Here is a 16,453-nt window from a genome sequence, read left to right as displayed (position 1 = left end):
CTGAAATGGGGTTATCCGGAAGTACGGGGTTCTCAATCAAAGTGTCCCCTGACGGAGGCACCTGGACGGAGGCTCTGACTTTTGACCCCACGACCGGAACAGCGGCTGGTGCAGCTGTTCAGGGTAATAAGACGGATACCACTCCGGGTCGCCTGATGCGTGCCGACTACGGCTATGGGCCGGGCCTTCTGGGGCCGGTATCAGAAGTTGGCGGCACACCAACCGGTGCGGTCATAGAGCGCGGAAGGCCAATGGCGATTTCACGCGTTTAGCTGATGGAACCATGATCTGCACCGCCGCGTTGCCTCCTGTCGCATGCACGACCGCTGAAGGCGCATTGTTTGCAAGCGCTGCAATGACGGGACTACCCAGCGCCATTTTCCTCTGCGCCAAGCGTTAGTGGCAGCGCTGGATTTAACAATCGTTTCATCGGGTTTGATGTACCCGAAAACACTCAAGTCACTTGCAGAGCCCTCTCGGTAACTTCGGATACAGCGGCTTTTTCAAGTGTCATCGCCATAGGGCGCTGGTTCTGAGTACAGCTGCCGCCTGAACTTTGGTTCGGGCGGTTTTTGTGTAGTCGACCCATTTCTTTAGCAATCGCCGATTTCATTGGACCCGCCACAGACGCCTTGCTCCGGGCGAAAAGCGAGCGACGCAACACCACTCGCCTGGTGGCTGTCTACTGCTGATCCATGCCCAGAATTGTATCTTCTCAGCTGACAATGGCCTTGATTCAACAGTTTCTGCGCTGCACGACGGATTGTAAAAACTTTGTTCCCGCACTTGTTGCCTAAAAAACAACAAGAATACATGGGAACTCAGCAACCATACCTGTAAATCATTGAAACCGGCGCTGGATTCTTCGATTGTGCCCACGCCGTTGATAGTAATTGGCAAAAAAGGATTTGGCAGATGCGCATTGCAATGATCGGCACAGGTTATGTGGGCCTTGTGTCCGGTGTGTGTTTCTCGGACTTCGGACATGATGTGATTTGCGTTGATAAGGCTGAGCAGAAGATCGATATGCTCAAAGCCGGACAGGTGCCTATTTATGAACCGGGTCTGGACGTGCTGATGACTCGAAACGTCGCGGCTGGCCGTCTGAGCTTTACAACCGATCTTGCAGCCGCAGTGGACGGCGCGGATGCTATCTTTATTGCAGTTGGAACGCCAACCCGGCGTGGAGACGGCCATGCGGATCTGACCTATGTGATGGCAGCGGCGGAAGAAATCGCTCAGGCTGTCACCGGGTATACCGTTATCGTCACGAAATCGACTGTGCCCGTCGGAACAAACAGAAAAGTGCAGGAAGCAGTCAAGGCCGCCAACCCCCAGGCCGAATTCGACGTGGCTTCGAACCCTGAATTCCTTCGCGAAGGCGCGGCAATCGACGATTTCATGCGCCCGGACCGCGTCGTGGTCGGCGTGGAAAACGACCACGCAGCCGAAGTGATGGCAGAAATATATCGCCCTCTGTATCTGCGCGACTTCCGATCCTAACCACCGATCTGGAAAGTGCCGAGATGATTAAATACGCCGCCAACGCGTTTTTGGCGACCAAGATCACCTTCATCAATGAAGTCGCAGGACTGTGCGAAAAAGTTGGCGCGGATGTTAAAGAAGTTGCACGCGGCATCGGCCTTGACGGGCGGATCGGCAACAAATTTCTGCATGCGGGACCCGGCTACGGTGGTTCATGTTTTCCAGAAGACACGGCCGCGTTGGCGCGGATCGGGCAGGACCACGCGCATCCGATGCAGATCACCGAGACCGTCATCCGCGTTAATGACGAAATCAAGAAGCGGATGATCGAGAAAATTCGTGACGCATGTGACGATCATTTCAACGGCAAGACCGTGGCAGTTCTGGGTGTCACGTTCAAACCCAACACAGACGATATGCGCGACGCGCCATCACTGTCCATCGTTCCCGCCCTGATCGGCGGAGGCGCAAAGGTGCGCGTTGTTGACCCACAGGGAAAATCTGAAGGAGAAGCGCTTTTGCCGGGCGTCGAATGGTGCGACGATCCGTATATCGCGCGGGGCGCAGATGTTGTTGTGCTGCTGACGGAATGGAATGAATTCCGCGCGCTGAACCTTTCTGAAATTGCGGCGTCAATGAACACAGCCAGGATGGTTGACCTGCGCAACATCTACTCGAAAACTACGGCGCTGAAGTCAGGGTTCGACACCTATGTCGGTGTTGGGCGCTGAAAGCGTGCTTCCCTCCGCACGCATCTTCAAGTGGTTGACGGATCATAGTGCGGCAGTCCAGACCCGGTAACGGCCTTGGCCGGTGACTTCACGCACCAGACCTCTCCGGGTGAACAGGTCAAAATTCCGCTGAACCGCCGCGCGCGAAGAAATGGTGTTCTTCCGCAAGCGGGGCCGAGACCATGGGCCACGCCGCCAGAGCATCAATCAGACGCGGGGGTGCGACCGCTCAAATCCTGCGTCGCGTCGCGCGCCTTGCCCTCCCAGGCACTGATCCGGTCGAGGTGCAGCAAGGCCGCAAGAACGGCTTGCCCGGCGCCCTGTATCCAAGACCCTAACTTTTCCGTCGGCCCACCCGTTCCGCGCAACGCACCCGGACCAGACAACGCCAGTGGCATGAACATTGCGCCGCCCCGCCCCATCGAAGCCGCGTGCCGCGCTGCGATGATTGCCGCCTCGGTGTCGTGTCCGACGCCCTGCGATATAGCTCGCCAAGCATGAAACGCGATCGCCGATTGTGTTACCGGGTGCAACCTTTCAGCATTCTGCATGACTTCGGCCAGATCAACGATCGCTTCGGGCGTCGCATCAGAGCCCTGAGCCAGACGGTCGAGAAACGCGGTCAACCCGCTTTCCCACCCGCCTGTAGCCGGGCCTGCGCCTGAGCTCAGACGGCGCACGGCCCAACCTGCCCGAAACAGCGCCTGCACGTCATCGTGGGTCGCGCCGATCCTCAGACCCGCCCACAAAGCCAGGCGGTCTACGCTGACCCGATCCCCTGTCCACCACCCCAGATCGGACGTTTCCATAAGTGCCAAACGGTGCGTCCACCCCTCAGGCCCCGAACGCAGCCGCTCATCCAGAGCGCCAAAGGTCAGGGCAAGATCAGCAAGCTCTGCCGACAATTCTGATTGTGCCGAATGCCAATCGCGCGGATCGAACAACGGGCGCTGATCTGATCGGGGACCAGGCAGAAAGAAATCTTCCTCCACGTCCTGGTCCGGGGGCAAAAACCAAGGGTCGTCCTCTTCTGCCGGATCTCCGTCATAGATACTGGCTGGGCCAAGATCATCGACCTCGTCTTCTGGAAGGGGCATGGTTTTCTTCGACGTCATACCCGGCATTCTTCGGGCATTTGCAACTGTTCACAAGGGTTTTCCATCAGCCCGAGAATGTACGGGTCAACACTTCCAGTTCAGCGCTTAAATCCGTATGCGGGGAACTGCCCAACAGCATATATCCATAACCGCCTTGCTCCCACTTTGCAGTTGCCAAACCGCTCAACACCGATAGTTGGACGTCGGTACTTTGGGCATTCGGTCCTTGGCGAATAACACAGAAGGCAAGTGGTCGACCCTGATCATCGGCAAAAACCACTTGGATCAAGGGCTTGCCTTTGAATGAAAGAACCTGCGCACGCTTCAGCTCCAACCCTGGCAATGCTTCCAGTATGTCCTGATTCAGCGATCGTCCCAACTCGGCTTCGGCCATTGCAAATTGCTTGGCCAGCGACGCGTCCGAGCTGTCCAGCGATGCAATCGTTTCCGGCACGTAAAGTGATTGATAGATCGCGGCCTGCTGGGCCCAGCTTAAATCTGCTGGCCGGGAGGCCCAGAATGTTACGGCGACGGCTGCAAAAGCCGCGCTGGCAGCCACCGCAACAAGACGCAGAAACCCGTTAATGCCGGGCCGCGTCGTTTTTTCCGGCAGGTCCACCTTCGGCGCTTCAGCGGGCAGGTTCTCAAAAACATCCCGAACAACTGGCGCAAACGGATCCAGCGCCATCAGACGATGTTCCAACGTAGCGTCATCTTCAACCGCAGCCTCAATAGCGCGGGTCTGAGCCTCGTCCAGGCTGCCTTCCAGATACGCTAGAAGCGTCTCGTCGGAAAACGTCATTTGCCACCCGTCGCGCGGTGTCCGCTGCATCAATCTGCATCACGGTTTTAAGCTTCTGCCGGGCATTCGAAAGCCGGCTCATGATCGTGCCAATTGGAACCTCCAACAAGGCAGCTGCTTCGCGATAACTGTACCCCTCAACGAAGACGAGCGTTACCGCTTCGCGCTGTGCCTCAGGCAACTGCATCACTTGATTAAACACTTCAGCCGCGAAAATATTCGTTTCTGTGTCTGGTCCCGTTGCAATCAGATCCGCTTCGGGGGTCACCGACAGCGCCTGCGCGCTCCGAACCGACCGCGAACGCAGCTCATTCAGCCAGATCGACCGGCAGATTGTCATCAACCAGCTGTCCAGACGGTTATGCGACGTCACCTGATGATGTCTTTCAAGCGCGCGCAAACATGTGGCCTGCAACAAATCGTCGGCTACATCTGAGGCACCCGATAATGCCAGCGCAAACCGCCAGACACGCTTCGAATGCGTCTGAACCGCATCGCGGACGGCTTGTTCAGAAGTCATCTCAGCTCTCATCGAATGATCGCGACCTGCTTGTGTTTCTCAATCGCGGATCGGACCCGCAAGGGCAGAATTGCCATATTTAGCAGTGAAATAAAACGAAACTCCTGCTCCAAGCAGTCACGTTTGCGTCTGTAATTGTTGCAGCGCCTGTTTCTGCAACCAACTGGGTGTTGGATACTGGCCATTTGCGGCAGTTGTATTGGTTTCGACCAAAGGCATGGTGTTCCAAAGCACATTAGCCGTTCGATTGCGATTTTTGCTTGCTTGAGTTTTTTGGTATTGGTTGCGGGTTTGAGGGTTAGGTCTTATTTAGCGTGTTTGGATGTTGGGATGGGTTGGTCTGCCGCAGGGTTGCATCTGTCCTTTAGGCGCGGCGGGATATGGGGTATCTGGGCGTGCGCACCGTTTCACGGATTTGGAGAACGCAATGATGAAGCGCGCCTGGAACAAGTGGCGATCGGGCTATATGGGCCGGCTTGTCGGTGAGAGCTTTTATGCGCAGGGCGGGCTTTACGGCGTTGCGATCCTGGCGATGATCGCGGTGGCGGTCACCACCGCCGGCTCGGCTTACATGATGGAATATATCATCGATGCCATGACCAACCCGGAATTGCGGGGATGGGCGCATGTCATTGCGCTGGGGGTTGTGCTTCTGTTCCTGACCAAGGCGGTGGCCTCGTATATTCAGGCCGTTTTTCTGGCACGCGCGGGCAACCGGATTGTGGCCCAGCAGCAGGAGAAGCTGTACCGCAAGCTGGTCCGGCACGGAGTGTCGTTCTTCTCGACCACTGAATCGTCGGATCTGCTGATGCGCACGACCAATGGCGCGCAATCGGCCCGGGGCCTGATCGATGTTCTGGTCACCGGGTTTGTCCGCGATGCCCTGACCCTGGTCGGCCTGATTGCGGTCATGGTGTATCAGCAGCCGGTCCTGTCGGTGATGTTCTTTGTGGTGGGCCCGATTGCCCTGCTGGGGGTGCGGTATCTGCTGAAAAGCGTGCGCTCGATCATGCAGGCCGAGTTCAAATCGCTGGCAGAGATCATCCGGGTGCTGCAGGAGACCTCGGCGGGGATCAAGGTGATCAAGGTGTTTGCGCTTGAAGATCGCATGATCGACCGAATGGAGACCGCGATCCGGAAGGTCGAACAGCGCTCGAACGACATCGCCCGGCTGCAGGCCATTGCCAGCCCGCTGATGGAGTTTCTGGCCGGTCTGGCGGTTGCCGGGGTTCTCATTGTCAGCACGATGGGTATCGCGGGTGCCGAACAGCCGACCGCGGGTCAGCTGATGTCCTTCATCACCGCTTTGCTGATGGCCTATGAACCTGCCAAGCGCCTGTCCAGGATGCGGGTCCAGATTGAAACCTGCATGGTCGGTGTCGGCATGTTGTTCAGCCTGCTGGATCAGGAGGACACGATGGTGGAAAGCCCCCGGGCCCGTGACCTGAGTGACGGCCCCGGACAGATCACGCTGCGCAATGTGACCTTTGGCTATCAGGGCACGGTGCCGGTGATCGACAACATGAGCGCCACTTTCGAGGCCGGGAAAACCACCGCCCTTGTCGGCCAGTCCGGTGGTGGCAAATCCACGTTGTTTGGCCTGATCATGCGGTTTTACGACCCCGATCAGGGCAGCGTCGAGATTGATGGCCAGGACCTGAGGGAGGTCAGCTTTGCCTCGCTGCGGCGGAAAATCTCGTATGTCGGTCAGGACACGTTCCTGTTCTCGGCCTCGGTGATGGACAACCTGCGCTGCTCGGCGCCCGATGCAAGCGATGAAGAGGTGATCGCGGCAGCCCGGGCCGCACATGCGCATCAGTTCATCACCGACCTGCCGCAGGGCTATGAGACCCCGGTGGGCGAGAACGGAACCTTTCTGTCGGGCGGTCAGAAACAGCGCATCGCGATTGCCCGTGCCATTCTGCGAAAGGCCGAGATCCTGCTGCTGGACGAGGCCACAAGCGCGCTGGACGCGGAATCGGAATCGCTGGTCAAAGAGGCACTGGACGCCCTGACACAGGATGTCACCGTCATCGTCATCGCCCACCGCCTGTCAACCGTGCTGGAGGCAGACAAGATCATCGTCATCCAGGACGGCGCTATCGCCGAACAGGGAAACCTCGACCAACTCATGCAGAAAAACGGCCCCTTCAAAAACCTCTTCGACCAACAGTTCAACAAACACAAACAAAAAGTCGCACAGTAATAGGGGGAGCTGAAAATCAGATAACCGGAAAGGGTCACGCCTGTTCTGCTGTTGAGTTTGTCTGTGCACAATGAGCGTCTCCGCGCGTTGGTGTTGTGGCGCGGCAAGCGGATCCGGGGTCAGCGTTCGCCGCAATCTGGCGGCAAAGCCTTAGGGTTGCGGTGGCAAAACTGTCCCACCAATAGCCAGCGTCAACTGGCGCGCTGCTTCCATCACCGGGCGGCTCAGCCGTTCGATTTCGGCCGCTCCGACGCGACTGGTTGGCCCGGAAACTGAAAGCCCCGCGACCGCCTCTCTGTTGATATCGAAAACGGGTGCTGCAATGCATCGCATACCCGTAGTCTTTTCTTCGTTATCCACGGAAAAACCCCGCAATCTGATTGCTGCAAGATCTTTCTTCAACGCCTCAGCGCCGGTAATCGACTGATCCGTAAAAGCCTGTAAATTCGCTGAGGCCAACCTTCGGTTCAATCTGTCTTCGTCCATGTGGGCCAATAACGCTTTTCCGATGCCCGACGCGTGCATGGGTGACAATGTACCGGGCGGAAAAAACGCCCGGATACTTTCATGTGTTTCAACCTGGCTCAGGAACAGCACCAGACCTTCTTTCTCAACTCCCAGATTGGCGGTTTCACCCGTGGTTTCCATCAATTTGCGCATGATCGGCCTTGCCCGTTCCACCAGACTGGTACGACGCAAAACCGCGAGCCGATCACAAACGCCTGCGGGCCAATGCCAAACCTGTTCTTCATGGTCGAACTCGACCAGACCCCGCCCTGTAACGTCACGAGGATGCGATAAACGGTGGCCGGTGCCTGACGCATTTCATCTGAAAGTTCAGTAAGAGCTTTGCCTTGCGCCTGGCTCAGATATTCGAAAACCTCCATCGCCCGATCCAGCGATTTGATCGTATTCTGCGCGGTTTTGTCATCCCACCCCCGCGGTCTTCCCCGGGCTTTGCGACGGAGTTTCGGGTCATTGTCTTGCGATTCCATAAAAGCCCTCTGTCATTTATGAAAGACTATTTCAGGATATGAAAAATATAACTCACTGACAACTATAAGTTAAATCTCTTATCCCGAATTTTGAAATGCGTTTTCAAAAAAATTTCCAATCGGGTTGCTGAAACTTATTGTGCTGGCAAGGACGGAAGGAGACCATCCATGAGCTTTCAAAACCCCGTTTTCATCCCGGGCCCGACGAACATCCCGGAAAGCCTGCGCAAAGCCTGCGATATGCCCACGATCGACCATCGTTCGCCATTGTTCGGGCAAATCCTGCATCCTGCGCGCGCGGGCGTGCGGGACATTCTAAAAGCGACAGCGCCGAAGTCTTCATTTTCCCGTCGACCGGAACCGGGGCTGGGAAACCGCCCTGACCAATACGCTGTCCGCCGGTGACAAGGTTCTGGCGGCCCGCAACGGCATGTTCAGCCATCGATGGATCGATATGTGCCAGCGCCATGGGCTGAATGTTGAGATCGTCGAAACCCCGTGGGCGATGGGCTGCCGGCTGACCGGTACGAAGAAATCCTTGCCGCCGACAAAAGCCATGAGATCAAGGTTGTTCTAGCCACGCATAACGAGACGGCAACTGGCGTAAAGTCGGATATCGCTGCTGTGCGCAAGGCGCTGACTGCCGCGCAACACCCGGCCCTGCTGTTTGTTGATGGTGTCTCATCCATCGCATCGATGGATTTCCGGTTTGATGAATGGGGCGTGGATGTTGCCGTTACGGGGTCGCAGAAGGGTTTCATGTTGCCCGCTGGCCTTGCCATCGTCGGTTTCAGCCGGAAAGCGATGGAAGCAACCAAAACCGGCACTCTGCCCCGCACATTCTTTGACGTCCGGGACATGACCAAGGGATACGCCAACAATGCTTACCCCTATACACCCGCTGTCGGGTTGATGAATGGCCTCAATCAAGCCTGCTCTATGCTGTTGAGTGAAGGTCTGGAGAACGTTTTCGCCCGACACCACCGGATTGCCGAAGGGGTCCGTGCCGCTGGGGGGGTGGGGCTTTGTGCCAGCAGCCCGACGGTCTATTCCGATACCGTAAGCGCAATCCGCACGCCGAACGGCTTCAACGCGACGGATATTGTCACGCACGCAGCTGAAAAATACGGCGTTGCCTTTGGCGTGGGCCTTGGTGAGGTCGCGGGCAAGGTGTTCCGGATCGGGCATCTGGGCAGCCTGACGGATGTCATGGCTCTGTCCGGGATCGCCACTGCCGAGATGTGCATGGTTGACCTGGGACTGAACATCGACCTGGGGTCCGGAGTTGCCGCCGCACAGGAATACTATCGCGGCCATCCCGGTTCCGTTCAGAAGAACGCGGCATGATGAAGGATTGCACAATGTATATCCCAACCTATGACGACATGCTTGCGGCGCATGACCGGATCAAACCCTATATCCGCCGCACCCCGGTGCGAACTTCGGACTTTCTCAATGAACTGTCAGGCGCGCAGCTGTTCTTCAAATGCGAAAACTTTCAGGAACCAGGCGCTTTCAAAGTACGAGGTGCTGCGAATGCGGTTTTTGGGCTGGATGAGAAACAGGCTGAAAAAGGTGTCGCCACCCATTCTTCGGGCAATCACGCCTCGTGCCTGTCTTATGCCGCGATGAAACGGGGCATTCCCTGCAACGTGGTCATGCCTCGGACAGCGCCGCGCCAAGAAGGATACGGTCCGCCGTTATGGAGGGAAGATTACAGAATGCGAACCCTCCACCTCGTCGCGCGAAGCGACATTTGCCGAGGTTCAGGCGGCTACGGGCGGTGACTTTGTTCATCCCTACAACGATCCTCGGGTCATCGCCGGGCAAGGCACCTGTTCGCGAGTTTATCGAGCAGACCGACGGTCTGGACGCAGTCGTCGCGCCAATCGGCGGCGGTGGCATGGTATCCGGAACATGTTTGACCCTGTCCAATCTGGCCCCAGAAACAGCGGTCATCGCGGCAGAACCCGAACAGGCAGACGACGCCTATCGCAGCTTCAAGGCCGGTCATATCATCGCGGATGATGCGCCGAAGACGATTGCTGACGGGCTGCTGGTGCCGCTGAAGGATCTCACCTGGCATTTCGTATCGAACCACGTTTCAGAGATTTACACTGCCTCCGAGCAGGAGATCATCGATGCGATGAAACTGACATGGAAGCACCTGCGGATTGTGATGGAGCCATCTTCGGCCGTTCCGCTGGCCACGGTTCTCAAGAACCCGGACGCCTTCAAGGGCAAGCGTGTCGGATTGATTGTTACAGGGGGCAATGTCGATCTGGACCGGCTGCCCTGGATGAACGCCTGAATATACCCCAACAAAAAACAATCCCGGTATAGGATTACGGAGATGAAAGATATGAGCACTCTCGACCAGTTCGAAGTAGGTTACGACATTCCGGCCAAGCCTGGCATGGACGAAGCAGATATCCAGACACCCAGCCTGATTTTGGATCTCGACGCGCTTGAACGCAATATCAGGAAGATGGGCGATTATGCCAAGGCGCACGGGATGCGTCACCGCGCATGGTAAAATGCACAAGTCGGTCGACGTGGCCAAGCTGCAAGAAAATCGGTGGTGCCGTCGGTGTCTGCTGCCAGAAAGTTTCCGAGGCCGAAGTGTTCGTTCGTGGTGGGATCAAGGACGTTCTGGTTTCGAACCAGGTGCGTGACCCGGCCAAAATTGACCGCCTCGCACGCCTGCCAAAACTGGGCAGCCGCATTATTGTATGTGTCGACGATCTGGAAAACGTCGCCGACCTTTCGGCGGCGGCAGTCCGGCATGGAACACAGCTGGAAGTCTTCGTGGAAATCGATTGCGGCGCAGGTCGGTGCGGGGTCACAACGACACCCGAAGTGATTGAAATCGCCAAGGCGGTTGAGGCTGCTGACAACCTGAAATTCAGCGGAATTCAGGCCTATCAGGGCGCAATGCAACACCTCGACAGCTATGAGGCACGCAAGGAGAAACTGGATACCGCCATCGCGATGGTCAAAGACGCAGTAGACGGCCTTAAAGCCGAGGGTATCGAGTGCGAGCTGGTCTCGGGCGGCGGTACTGGGTCATACTACTTCGAATCCAACTCGGGCGTGTATAATGAGCTGCAATGCGGGTCTTATGCGTTCATGGATGCCGATTACGGTCGCATCCTGGACGAGAACGGCAACCGGATCGACCAGGGCGAATGGGAAAACGCATTCTTCATCCTGACCAGCGTCATGAGCCACGCCAAGGCTGACAAGGCAATCGTCGATGCGGGTCTCAAGGCGCAGTCGGTGGATAGCGGTCTGCCTGTTGTTTTCGGGCGTGACGATGTCGAATACATCAAATGCTCGGATGAACATGGCGTCGTGATGGATCCGAGCGGGGCGCTCAAGGTCAATGACAAGCTGAAGTTGGTGCCGGGGCACTGTGACCCAACCGCAAACGTGCATGATTGGTATGTGGGCGTCCGGAATGGCAAGGTCGAATGCGTGTGGCCAGTGTCAGCCCGCGGCCGCGCGTACTGAGCCTGATTGCTCAAAGAATAAGCTTTCGGCCAAACATGGCCGGACAGTCGCCCGTGCGCGCCCGCTTTTGTCGGTGAAACGCACGGGCGCACGAATTTCGAATGGAGAATGACATGCTGATCGTACCCGAGCGCGAAATCGCCAACCTCATGACCCGCGACGCGGCGGCCTTTGCCGTCGAACAGGTCTTTGCCTCTATGGCCGCAGGGGACGCCTACAACTTTCCTGTCGTGCGCGAAGCCATCGGGCATGAGGATGCTCTGTACGGCTTTAAAGGCGGGTTTGATCGCGCCGGGCTGACACTGGGCCTGAAGGCCGGGGGGTATTGGCCGAACAACCTGGAAAAGCGCGGGTTGATCAATCACCAATCCACTGTTTTTCTTTTTGACCCTGACACCGGGAAACCGTCGGCGATGGTTGGCGGCAACCTTTTGACGGCCTTGCGCACTGCGGCGGCCTCTTCTGTATCTATCAAGCACCTTGCCCGTGCGGGCGCGCGGGTGATCGGTATGATCGGGGCCGGGCATCAGGCAACCTTTCAGCTACGCTCGGCGCTGGAGACCCACACCTTTGAAAAGGTCCTTGGCTGGAACTACCACCCCGAGATGCTGCCCAACATTGAAAAGGTCGCCAGTGAAGCCGGTGTTCCGTTTGAAGCAGTCGAACTTGATGGCATGACCGAAGCGGATGTCATAATCTCGATCACCTCGGCTTTTGCGCCATCGCTGATGGCAAACCATGTCAGCCCTGGAACGCATATCGCGTGCATGGGAACGGACACCAAGGGCAAGCAGGAAGTCGAGGCGGCGTTGCTGGCCAAAGCATCTGTATTCACAGATGAAATCGCACAGTCGATTTCGATTGGCGAGGCTCAACACGCCGTGGCACAGGGCCTGATCAGGGAAAGTGACCTGGTCCAGTTGGGTGCGGTCATCAACGGAACGAACCCGGGCCGGACATCAGACGATCAGATCACGTTGTTCGATGGCACTGGCGTAGGTCTTCAGGATCTGGCGGTTGCTGCGTCTGTTGTCGAGCTGGCCGTACAGAAAGGCATCGCGATTGAGGTCGATTTCTGATGGCATCCCCGTATGGTCGCCTAAGCGTCGCGTCGAAATACGCGTTTCTTATGTGAGCGATGGGCCAAGCCTGCCAGGCCTGAAACCAAAAAGCGGCGCACTACGTACGCCGCTTTTTCATCTACAATTCCGGGCTGAACCGGTCAGACGTGATCGTCCTGTTTGATAAAGCCCAACCCGTGGCCTGCCATTCCACCGGACACCTCTTCCGTCGCTTCATCCGAAAGCTCTTCGGGCAGAACCAGATTCAAGACAATGGCAATGATAGCAGCAGGCAATATCCCGGATGTCGCCAGAACTTTGAGAGTTCCGGGCAGATGCTGTAAAGCGCCGGGCTCTAATTGCAAGCCCAGACCCAGGCTGAGTGAAATCGCAAAGATCACCATGTTGCGGCGGTTCCACGTCACGTCCGACAGCATCGAGACACCAGCTGCAACCACCATACCGAACATCACGATCACACCGCCGCCCAGAACCTCGATCGGAACGGACGAGATCACCGCGCCGATCTTGGGGATAAGCCCGCATATGATCAGGAACAGGGCACCTATGGTTACGACCGTGCGGCTCATGACGCCGGTCATCGCGATCAGGCCGACATTCTGACTGAACGACGTGTTCGGCAGGGCCCCAAAGATGCCTGATACAGCAGTTCCAAGACCATCGGCAAAAGTCGCGCCCTGAATTTCCTTGTCGGTTGCCTCGCGTCCCGCGCCCCCTTTGGTGATACCGGACACATCCCCGACCGTTTCAACAGCCGACACGAAAGACATCGCACAGAACCCAATGATCGCCGCGAATGAAAACTCGATACCGAAGTGAAACGGGTTCGGCATGGCAAACGGAGACGCGCGCCCGACATTGCCCAAATTCACCTGACCCAGTGCGAATGCCACCACGTAGCCGACCAACAGGCCAATCAGAACCGCCGACACCGACAGCATACCACGGGCAAAAAACTTCAGGCCCAAAGTAACAACAATCACAGTTCCGGCCATGAGCCAGTTCAGACCAGAGCCGTACTCTTCGGTACCGATGGCGGGTACACCGCCTGCCGCGTACTGGATGCCGACTTTGACAAGCGCAAGCCCGATCATGGTGACAACAAGACCGGTAACCAAGGGCGGAAGCGCAAAGCGAATACGGCCAATGAACAACCCAAGGCTGGCATGAAACAGGCCGCCAACGACTATACCACCCATCAATACGGCAATCGCATCAACGCCCTTTCCAACCACCAACGGGATCATGATCGGAATAAAGGCAAATGACGTCCCTGCACGATTGGCAGGCGGGCACCAACAGGCCCCAGCCCAATGGTCTGGAACAGTGTCGCAACACCCGCAAAGAACATCGACATCTGGATCATGTAAATCATCTGCGGGAAATCGGGGCTGTTCGAACCAAACCCGAAACCCGCCGCACCGCAAACGATGATCGCTGGCGTGACGTTGGAAACGAACATCGCCAGCACGTGCTGAATTCCCAAAGGAACCGCCTTCAGAATTGGCGGGGTGTAGTTCGGGTCACGGAGCTGCTCCGGCGTCCCTAAAGTTGCATCTGACATCGCGTTTTTCCTCCCAAAAAACTACGTGGGCCGGCCCCTCTTCCGGCAATGTCCCCTATTCAGTGATCGTGTAGGCATTCTGGAACCAATACTCCTCAAGGTTTGGCCCGTTTCCTATTCGGTCGACCACGGCGAACAACCCAGGGGGATGAAGCGGTGTCAGAACCCCGTGCCAGGTGTTCCGGTGATAATTCACGCCCTGTCCGGGCGCGGTGATGAATGCAACAGGCTCACCCGGCACACCCGCGTTGTCGGGCGCCACAACAACGACAAAGGGTTTATCTGAAAGCGGCAGAAAGGCCTGGCTGCCGTCGGGGTGGCGCTCGACCATTTCAAGTTTGATAGGCAGGTTGAAGGCCCGGGATTGGAAAACGCTGATCCCTGCGCGCCCCTCATGGAAATCCAGCTGGGCGCGATCATGGTATCGTGCGCATTTTCCCTGATTGATGTATTTGTCCACCGCCCCAGACACCTCGATGACATCGCCGAACGGCGCAAAGGCCTCGGCGGTCAGTGGCCGGAGTTTCAGCGTGGATGTCATTGCGCGAATTTCTCGATCAACCGCAACTCGGCAATCCGTTCGACCTGACGGCAGGCCTCAGCGAATTCGGTGTCTCGGTCACTATCTATCCGACGGTGAAAAGCCTCCAGAATGCTTGCTTTGGTGTTGTCCTTGACCGCAATGATAAAAGGAAAGCCGAACTTGGTTGTGTAGGCGTCGTTCAGGGTCGTGAAGGTCACACGTTCTTCATCCGTCAGCATGTCCAGACCTGCCCCAGCCTGTTCTGCCGTGCTTTCCTTGGTCAGACGTCCCGCAGCAGCAAGTTTGCCTGCCAAATCAGGGTGGGCTGTCAGGACGCCAAGCCGCTGCTCGGTTGTGGCGGAACGGAATACGCGCGCCAGCGCGTTGTGAACACCTGCGGCATTGTCATGTGTGGGGCCCAGCTCCAGATCAAAGGCCGCTTGGGCAATCCACGGGCTGTGTTCGAACACACCGCCAAATTCAGCAACAAAATTTGGCCGGTCCATTTCCGACGGGGTCAGCCGTTGACTTGGCGGATGCGTTTGCGCCCAGTGATCAGCAATTTGTTCGCGGGTGGCAAACCAGACCCCGTCATGTTTCTTGAAGTGGTCGAGTGCGCGTTTCAGGGCCATGGCGCGACCAGGGCGGCCGATGAGGCGGCAATGCAGTCCGATCGAAAGCATCTTCGGCTCGCCCGCTTGGCCTTCGGCGTAGAGCATGTCGAAGCTGTCCTTGAGATAGCTTTCAAACTGTTCGCCGTTGGTATAGCCCGCCTGAATTGCAAACCGCATATCGTTGCAATCCATTGTGTAAGGCACGATCAACTGATCCTTGCCACCAGCCTTGACCCAATAAGGCAAATCGTCGGCATAGCTGTCGGCAATATAGGCCAGCTCGCCTTCGGCGGCGGCCAGATCGACCGTGTTCATCGAACAGCGGCCCGTGTACCAGCCACGCGGTGGTTTGCCCACAACCTCGGCATGAAGCCGGATCGCTTCACGGATCTGGGCGCGTTCTTCTTCCGCATCCATGTCCTTGTGCTCAACCCATTTCAGGCCATGGCTGGCAATCTCCCAGCCTGCGGCCTTCATCGCCGCAACCTGCGCCGGTGCACGGGCCAATGCTGTGGCAACGCCATAAACCGTGACAGGAAGGTCCTGCAAAAGCCGATGCACCCGCCAGAACCCTGTGCGGCTGCCGTATTCGTAAATGGATTCCATGTTCCAGTGCCTTTGCCCCGGCCAAGGGGCCGCACCAGTGATTTCGGAAAGAAACGCCTCGGATGCGGCATCCCCGTGCAAAACGTTGTTTTCGCCGCCTTCTTCATAGTTCAGCACAATCTGAACTGCGATTTTGGCCCCGTTTGGCCAGTTTGCGTTTGGCACTTGCCGGCCATAGCCGGTCATGTCTCGTGGATACCGCGTCACATCAATTTCCCTCTTGGTGAAAAGACGAATAACCCAAACAATCACCTATGTTTTTCAAAAAATACTGTAAGCAGTCTTTTGACAGACTGCCTTTGCCTGCCGCAAGGGTATTGCAATAGTAACAGCGATGCTTAGCGAGAGGTGCAAATGGCCGGTTACCTTACAACACATGTCCTGGATACGGCACGGGGCTGCCCTGCCAAAGGGATGAAGATCGAGTTGTTCCGGATCAACGGAACAGACCGCGCGTTGCTGAAAACTCTGCTCACCAACGAAGACGGTCGCACCGATGAACAAATCCTTCCCGAAGCCGAGTTTTCGACAGGCGAATACGAATTGGTGTTTCATGCGGGCGAATACCTCGACGCCAGTGGCGTGCCGCCTGAAAGCCCGCGTTTTCTGGAATTGATTCCGATCCGGTTCGGAATGTCCGAACACGCCCATTATCATGTTCCGCTACTACTTTCGCCTTTCAGCTACGCGACCTATCGCGGAAGCTGAGCGTTGC

General features: G+C 57.0%; 8 protein-coding genes and 7 pseudogenes. 8 read left to right on the top strand and 7 right to left on the bottom strand.

Annotated elements, in window-relative coordinates; all coding sequences use genetic code 11:
• Nucleotides 1-272 (top strand): annotated as a pseudogene (locus ACR3FC_RS20220) (DUF2793 domain-containing protein); the annotation flags it as partial.
• Between the two features lie 643 nt (nt 273-915).
• Nucleotides 916-2,216 (top strand): annotated as a pseudogene (locus ACR3FC_RS20215) (UDP-glucose dehydrogenase family protein).
• A 203-nt stretch (nt 2,217-2,419) separates the two neighbouring features.
• Here the strand turns inward: ACR3FC_RS20215 and ACR3FC_RS20210 are convergent.
• The 3 genes from ACR3FC_RS20210 to ACR3FC_RS20200 all read right to left on the bottom strand — a co-directional run bounded on the left by ACR3FC_RS20210 (nt 2,420) and on the right by ACR3FC_RS20200 (nt 4,635).
• Nucleotides 2,420-3,313, bottom strand: a complete 894-nt coding sequence (locus ACR3FC_RS20210) for a helix-turn-helix domain-containing protein (protein WP_480478187.1) — start codon at nt 3,311-3,313, stop codon at nt 2,420-2,422.
• A gap of 64 nt (nt 3,314-3,377) precedes the next feature.
• The gene (locus ACR3FC_RS20205) at nt 3,378-4,115 is read right to left on the bottom strand and encodes an anti-sigma factor (protein WP_480477017.1); all 738 of its coding nucleotides are present in this window, start codon (nt 4,113-4,115) and stop codon (nt 3,378-3,380) included.
• Nucleotides 4,042-4,635 carry an RNA polymerase sigma factor gene (locus ACR3FC_RS20200; protein WP_480478185.1) on the bottom strand — a complete coding sequence of 198 codons (594 nt, stop codon included), beginning with the start codon at nt 4,633-4,635 and terminating at the stop codon, nt 4,042-4,044. Before ACR3FC_RS20200 ends, ACR3FC_RS20205 begins: the two co-directional genes overlap by 74 nt.
• 427 nt (nt 4,636-5,062) lie before the next feature.
• Here ACR3FC_RS20200 and ACR3FC_RS20195 point away from each other — a divergent pair, with 427 nt between their 5' ends.
• A complete protein-coding gene (locus ACR3FC_RS20195) occupies nt 5,063-6,841 on the top strand; it encodes an ABC transporter ATP-binding protein (RefSeq protein ID WP_480478183.1) in 1,779 nt (592 codons plus the stop codon).
• 150 nt (nt 6,842-6,991) lie between these two features.
• Here the strand turns inward: ACR3FC_RS20195 and bhcR are convergent.
• Nucleotides 6,992-7,836: pseudogene (gene bhcR / locus ACR3FC_RS20190) on the bottom strand (HTH-type transcriptional regulator BhcR).
• Between the two features lie 168 nt (nt 7,837-8,004).
• Here bhcR and bhcA point away from each other — a divergent pair.
• The 4 genes and pseudogenes from bhcA to bhcD all read left to right on the top strand — a co-directional run bounded on the left by bhcA (nt 8,005) and on the right by bhcD (nt 12,428).
• A pseudogene (gene bhcA / locus ACR3FC_RS20185) lies at nt 8,005-9,183 on the top strand (L-aspartate--glyoxylate aminotransferase BhcA).
• Nucleotides 9,183-10,147: pseudogene (gene bhcB / locus ACR3FC_RS20180) on the top strand (beta-hydroxyaspartate dehydratase BhcB). Before bhcA ends, bhcB begins: the two co-directional pseudogenes overlap by 1 nt.
• 42 nt (nt 10,148-10,189) lie before the next feature.
• A pseudogene (gene bhcC, locus ACR3FC_RS20175) lies at nt 10,190-11,349 on the top strand (3-hydroxy-D-aspartate aldolase BhcC).
• 113 nt (nt 11,350-11,462) lie between these two features.
• The gene (bhcD, locus tag ACR3FC_RS20170) at nt 11,463-12,428 is read left to right on the top strand and encodes an iminosuccinate reductase BhcD (protein WP_480478181.1); all 966 of its coding nucleotides are present in this window, start codon (nt 11,463-11,465) and stop codon (nt 12,426-12,428) included.
• A gap of 143 nt (nt 12,429-12,571) precedes the next feature.
• On the opposite strand, the pseudogene ACR3FC_RS20165 reads toward bhcD, so the two are convergent.
• The 3 genes and pseudogenes from ACR3FC_RS20165 to puuE all read right to left on the bottom strand — a co-directional run bounded on the left by ACR3FC_RS20165 (nt 12,572) and on the right by puuE (nt 15,945).
• A pseudogene (locus tag ACR3FC_RS20165) lies at nt 12,572-13,995 on the bottom strand (uracil-xanthine permease family protein).
• Between the two features lie 55 nt (nt 13,996-14,050).
• Nucleotides 14,051-14,536, bottom strand: a complete 486-nt coding sequence (locus tag ACR3FC_RS20160; protein ID WP_480478180.1) for an ureidoglycolate lyase — start codon at nt 14,534-14,536, stop codon at nt 14,051-14,053.
• A complete protein-coding gene (gene puuE / locus ACR3FC_RS20155; protein ID WP_480477001.1) occupies nt 14,533-15,945 on the bottom strand; it encodes an allantoinase PuuE in 1,413 nt (470 codons plus the stop codon). Before puuE ends, ACR3FC_RS20160 begins: the two co-directional genes overlap by 4 nt.
• Nucleotides 15,946-16,092: 147 nt before the next feature.
• On the opposite strand from puuE, the gene uraH reads away from it, so the two are divergent.
• On the top strand, nt 16,093-16,446 hold the full coding sequence (uraH, locus tag ACR3FC_RS20150) for a hydroxyisourate hydrolase (RefSeq protein WP_480476999.1): 354 nt from the start codon (nt 16,093-16,095) through the stop codon (nt 16,444-16,446).
• The last annotated feature ends 7 nt before the right edge of the window (nt 16,447-16,453 follow it).

The sequence above is a fragment of the Ruegeria sp. AF3 genome, assembly GCF_056536285.1.
The sequence above is the reverse complement of the archived record's forward strand: the minus strand, read 5'-3'. Positions and strand labels throughout refer to the sequence as shown.

Bases quoted from the DNA above. Each gene is read 5' to 3' on its own strand.
- ACR3FC_RS20210 (WP_480478187.1), bottom strand. From the start codon at position 3,313: ATGCCCCTTCCAGAAGACGAGGTCGATGATCTTGGCCCAGCCAGTATC.
- ACR3FC_RS20205 (WP_480477017.1), bottom strand. From the start codon at position 4,115: ATGACGTTTTCCGACGAGACGCTTCTAGCGTATCTGGAAGGCAGCCTG.
- ACR3FC_RS20200 (WP_480478185.1), bottom strand. From the start codon at position 4,635: ATGACTTCTGAACAAGCCGTCCGCGATGCGGTTCAGACGCATTCGAAG.
- ACR3FC_RS20195 (WP_480478183.1), top strand. From the start codon at position 5,063: ATGATGAAGCGCGCCTGGAACAAGTGGCGATCGGGCTATATGGGCCGG.
- bhcD (WP_480478181.1), top strand. From the start codon at position 11,463: ATGCTGATCGTACCCGAGCGCGAAATCGCCAACCTCATGACCCGCGAC.
- ACR3FC_RS20160 (WP_480478180.1), bottom strand. From the start codon at position 14,536: ATGACATCCACGCTGAAACTCCGGCCACTGACCGCCGAGGCCTTTGCG.
- uraH (WP_480476999.1), top strand. From the start codon at position 16,093: ATGGCCGGTTACCTTACAACACATGTCCTGGATACGGCACGGGGCTGC.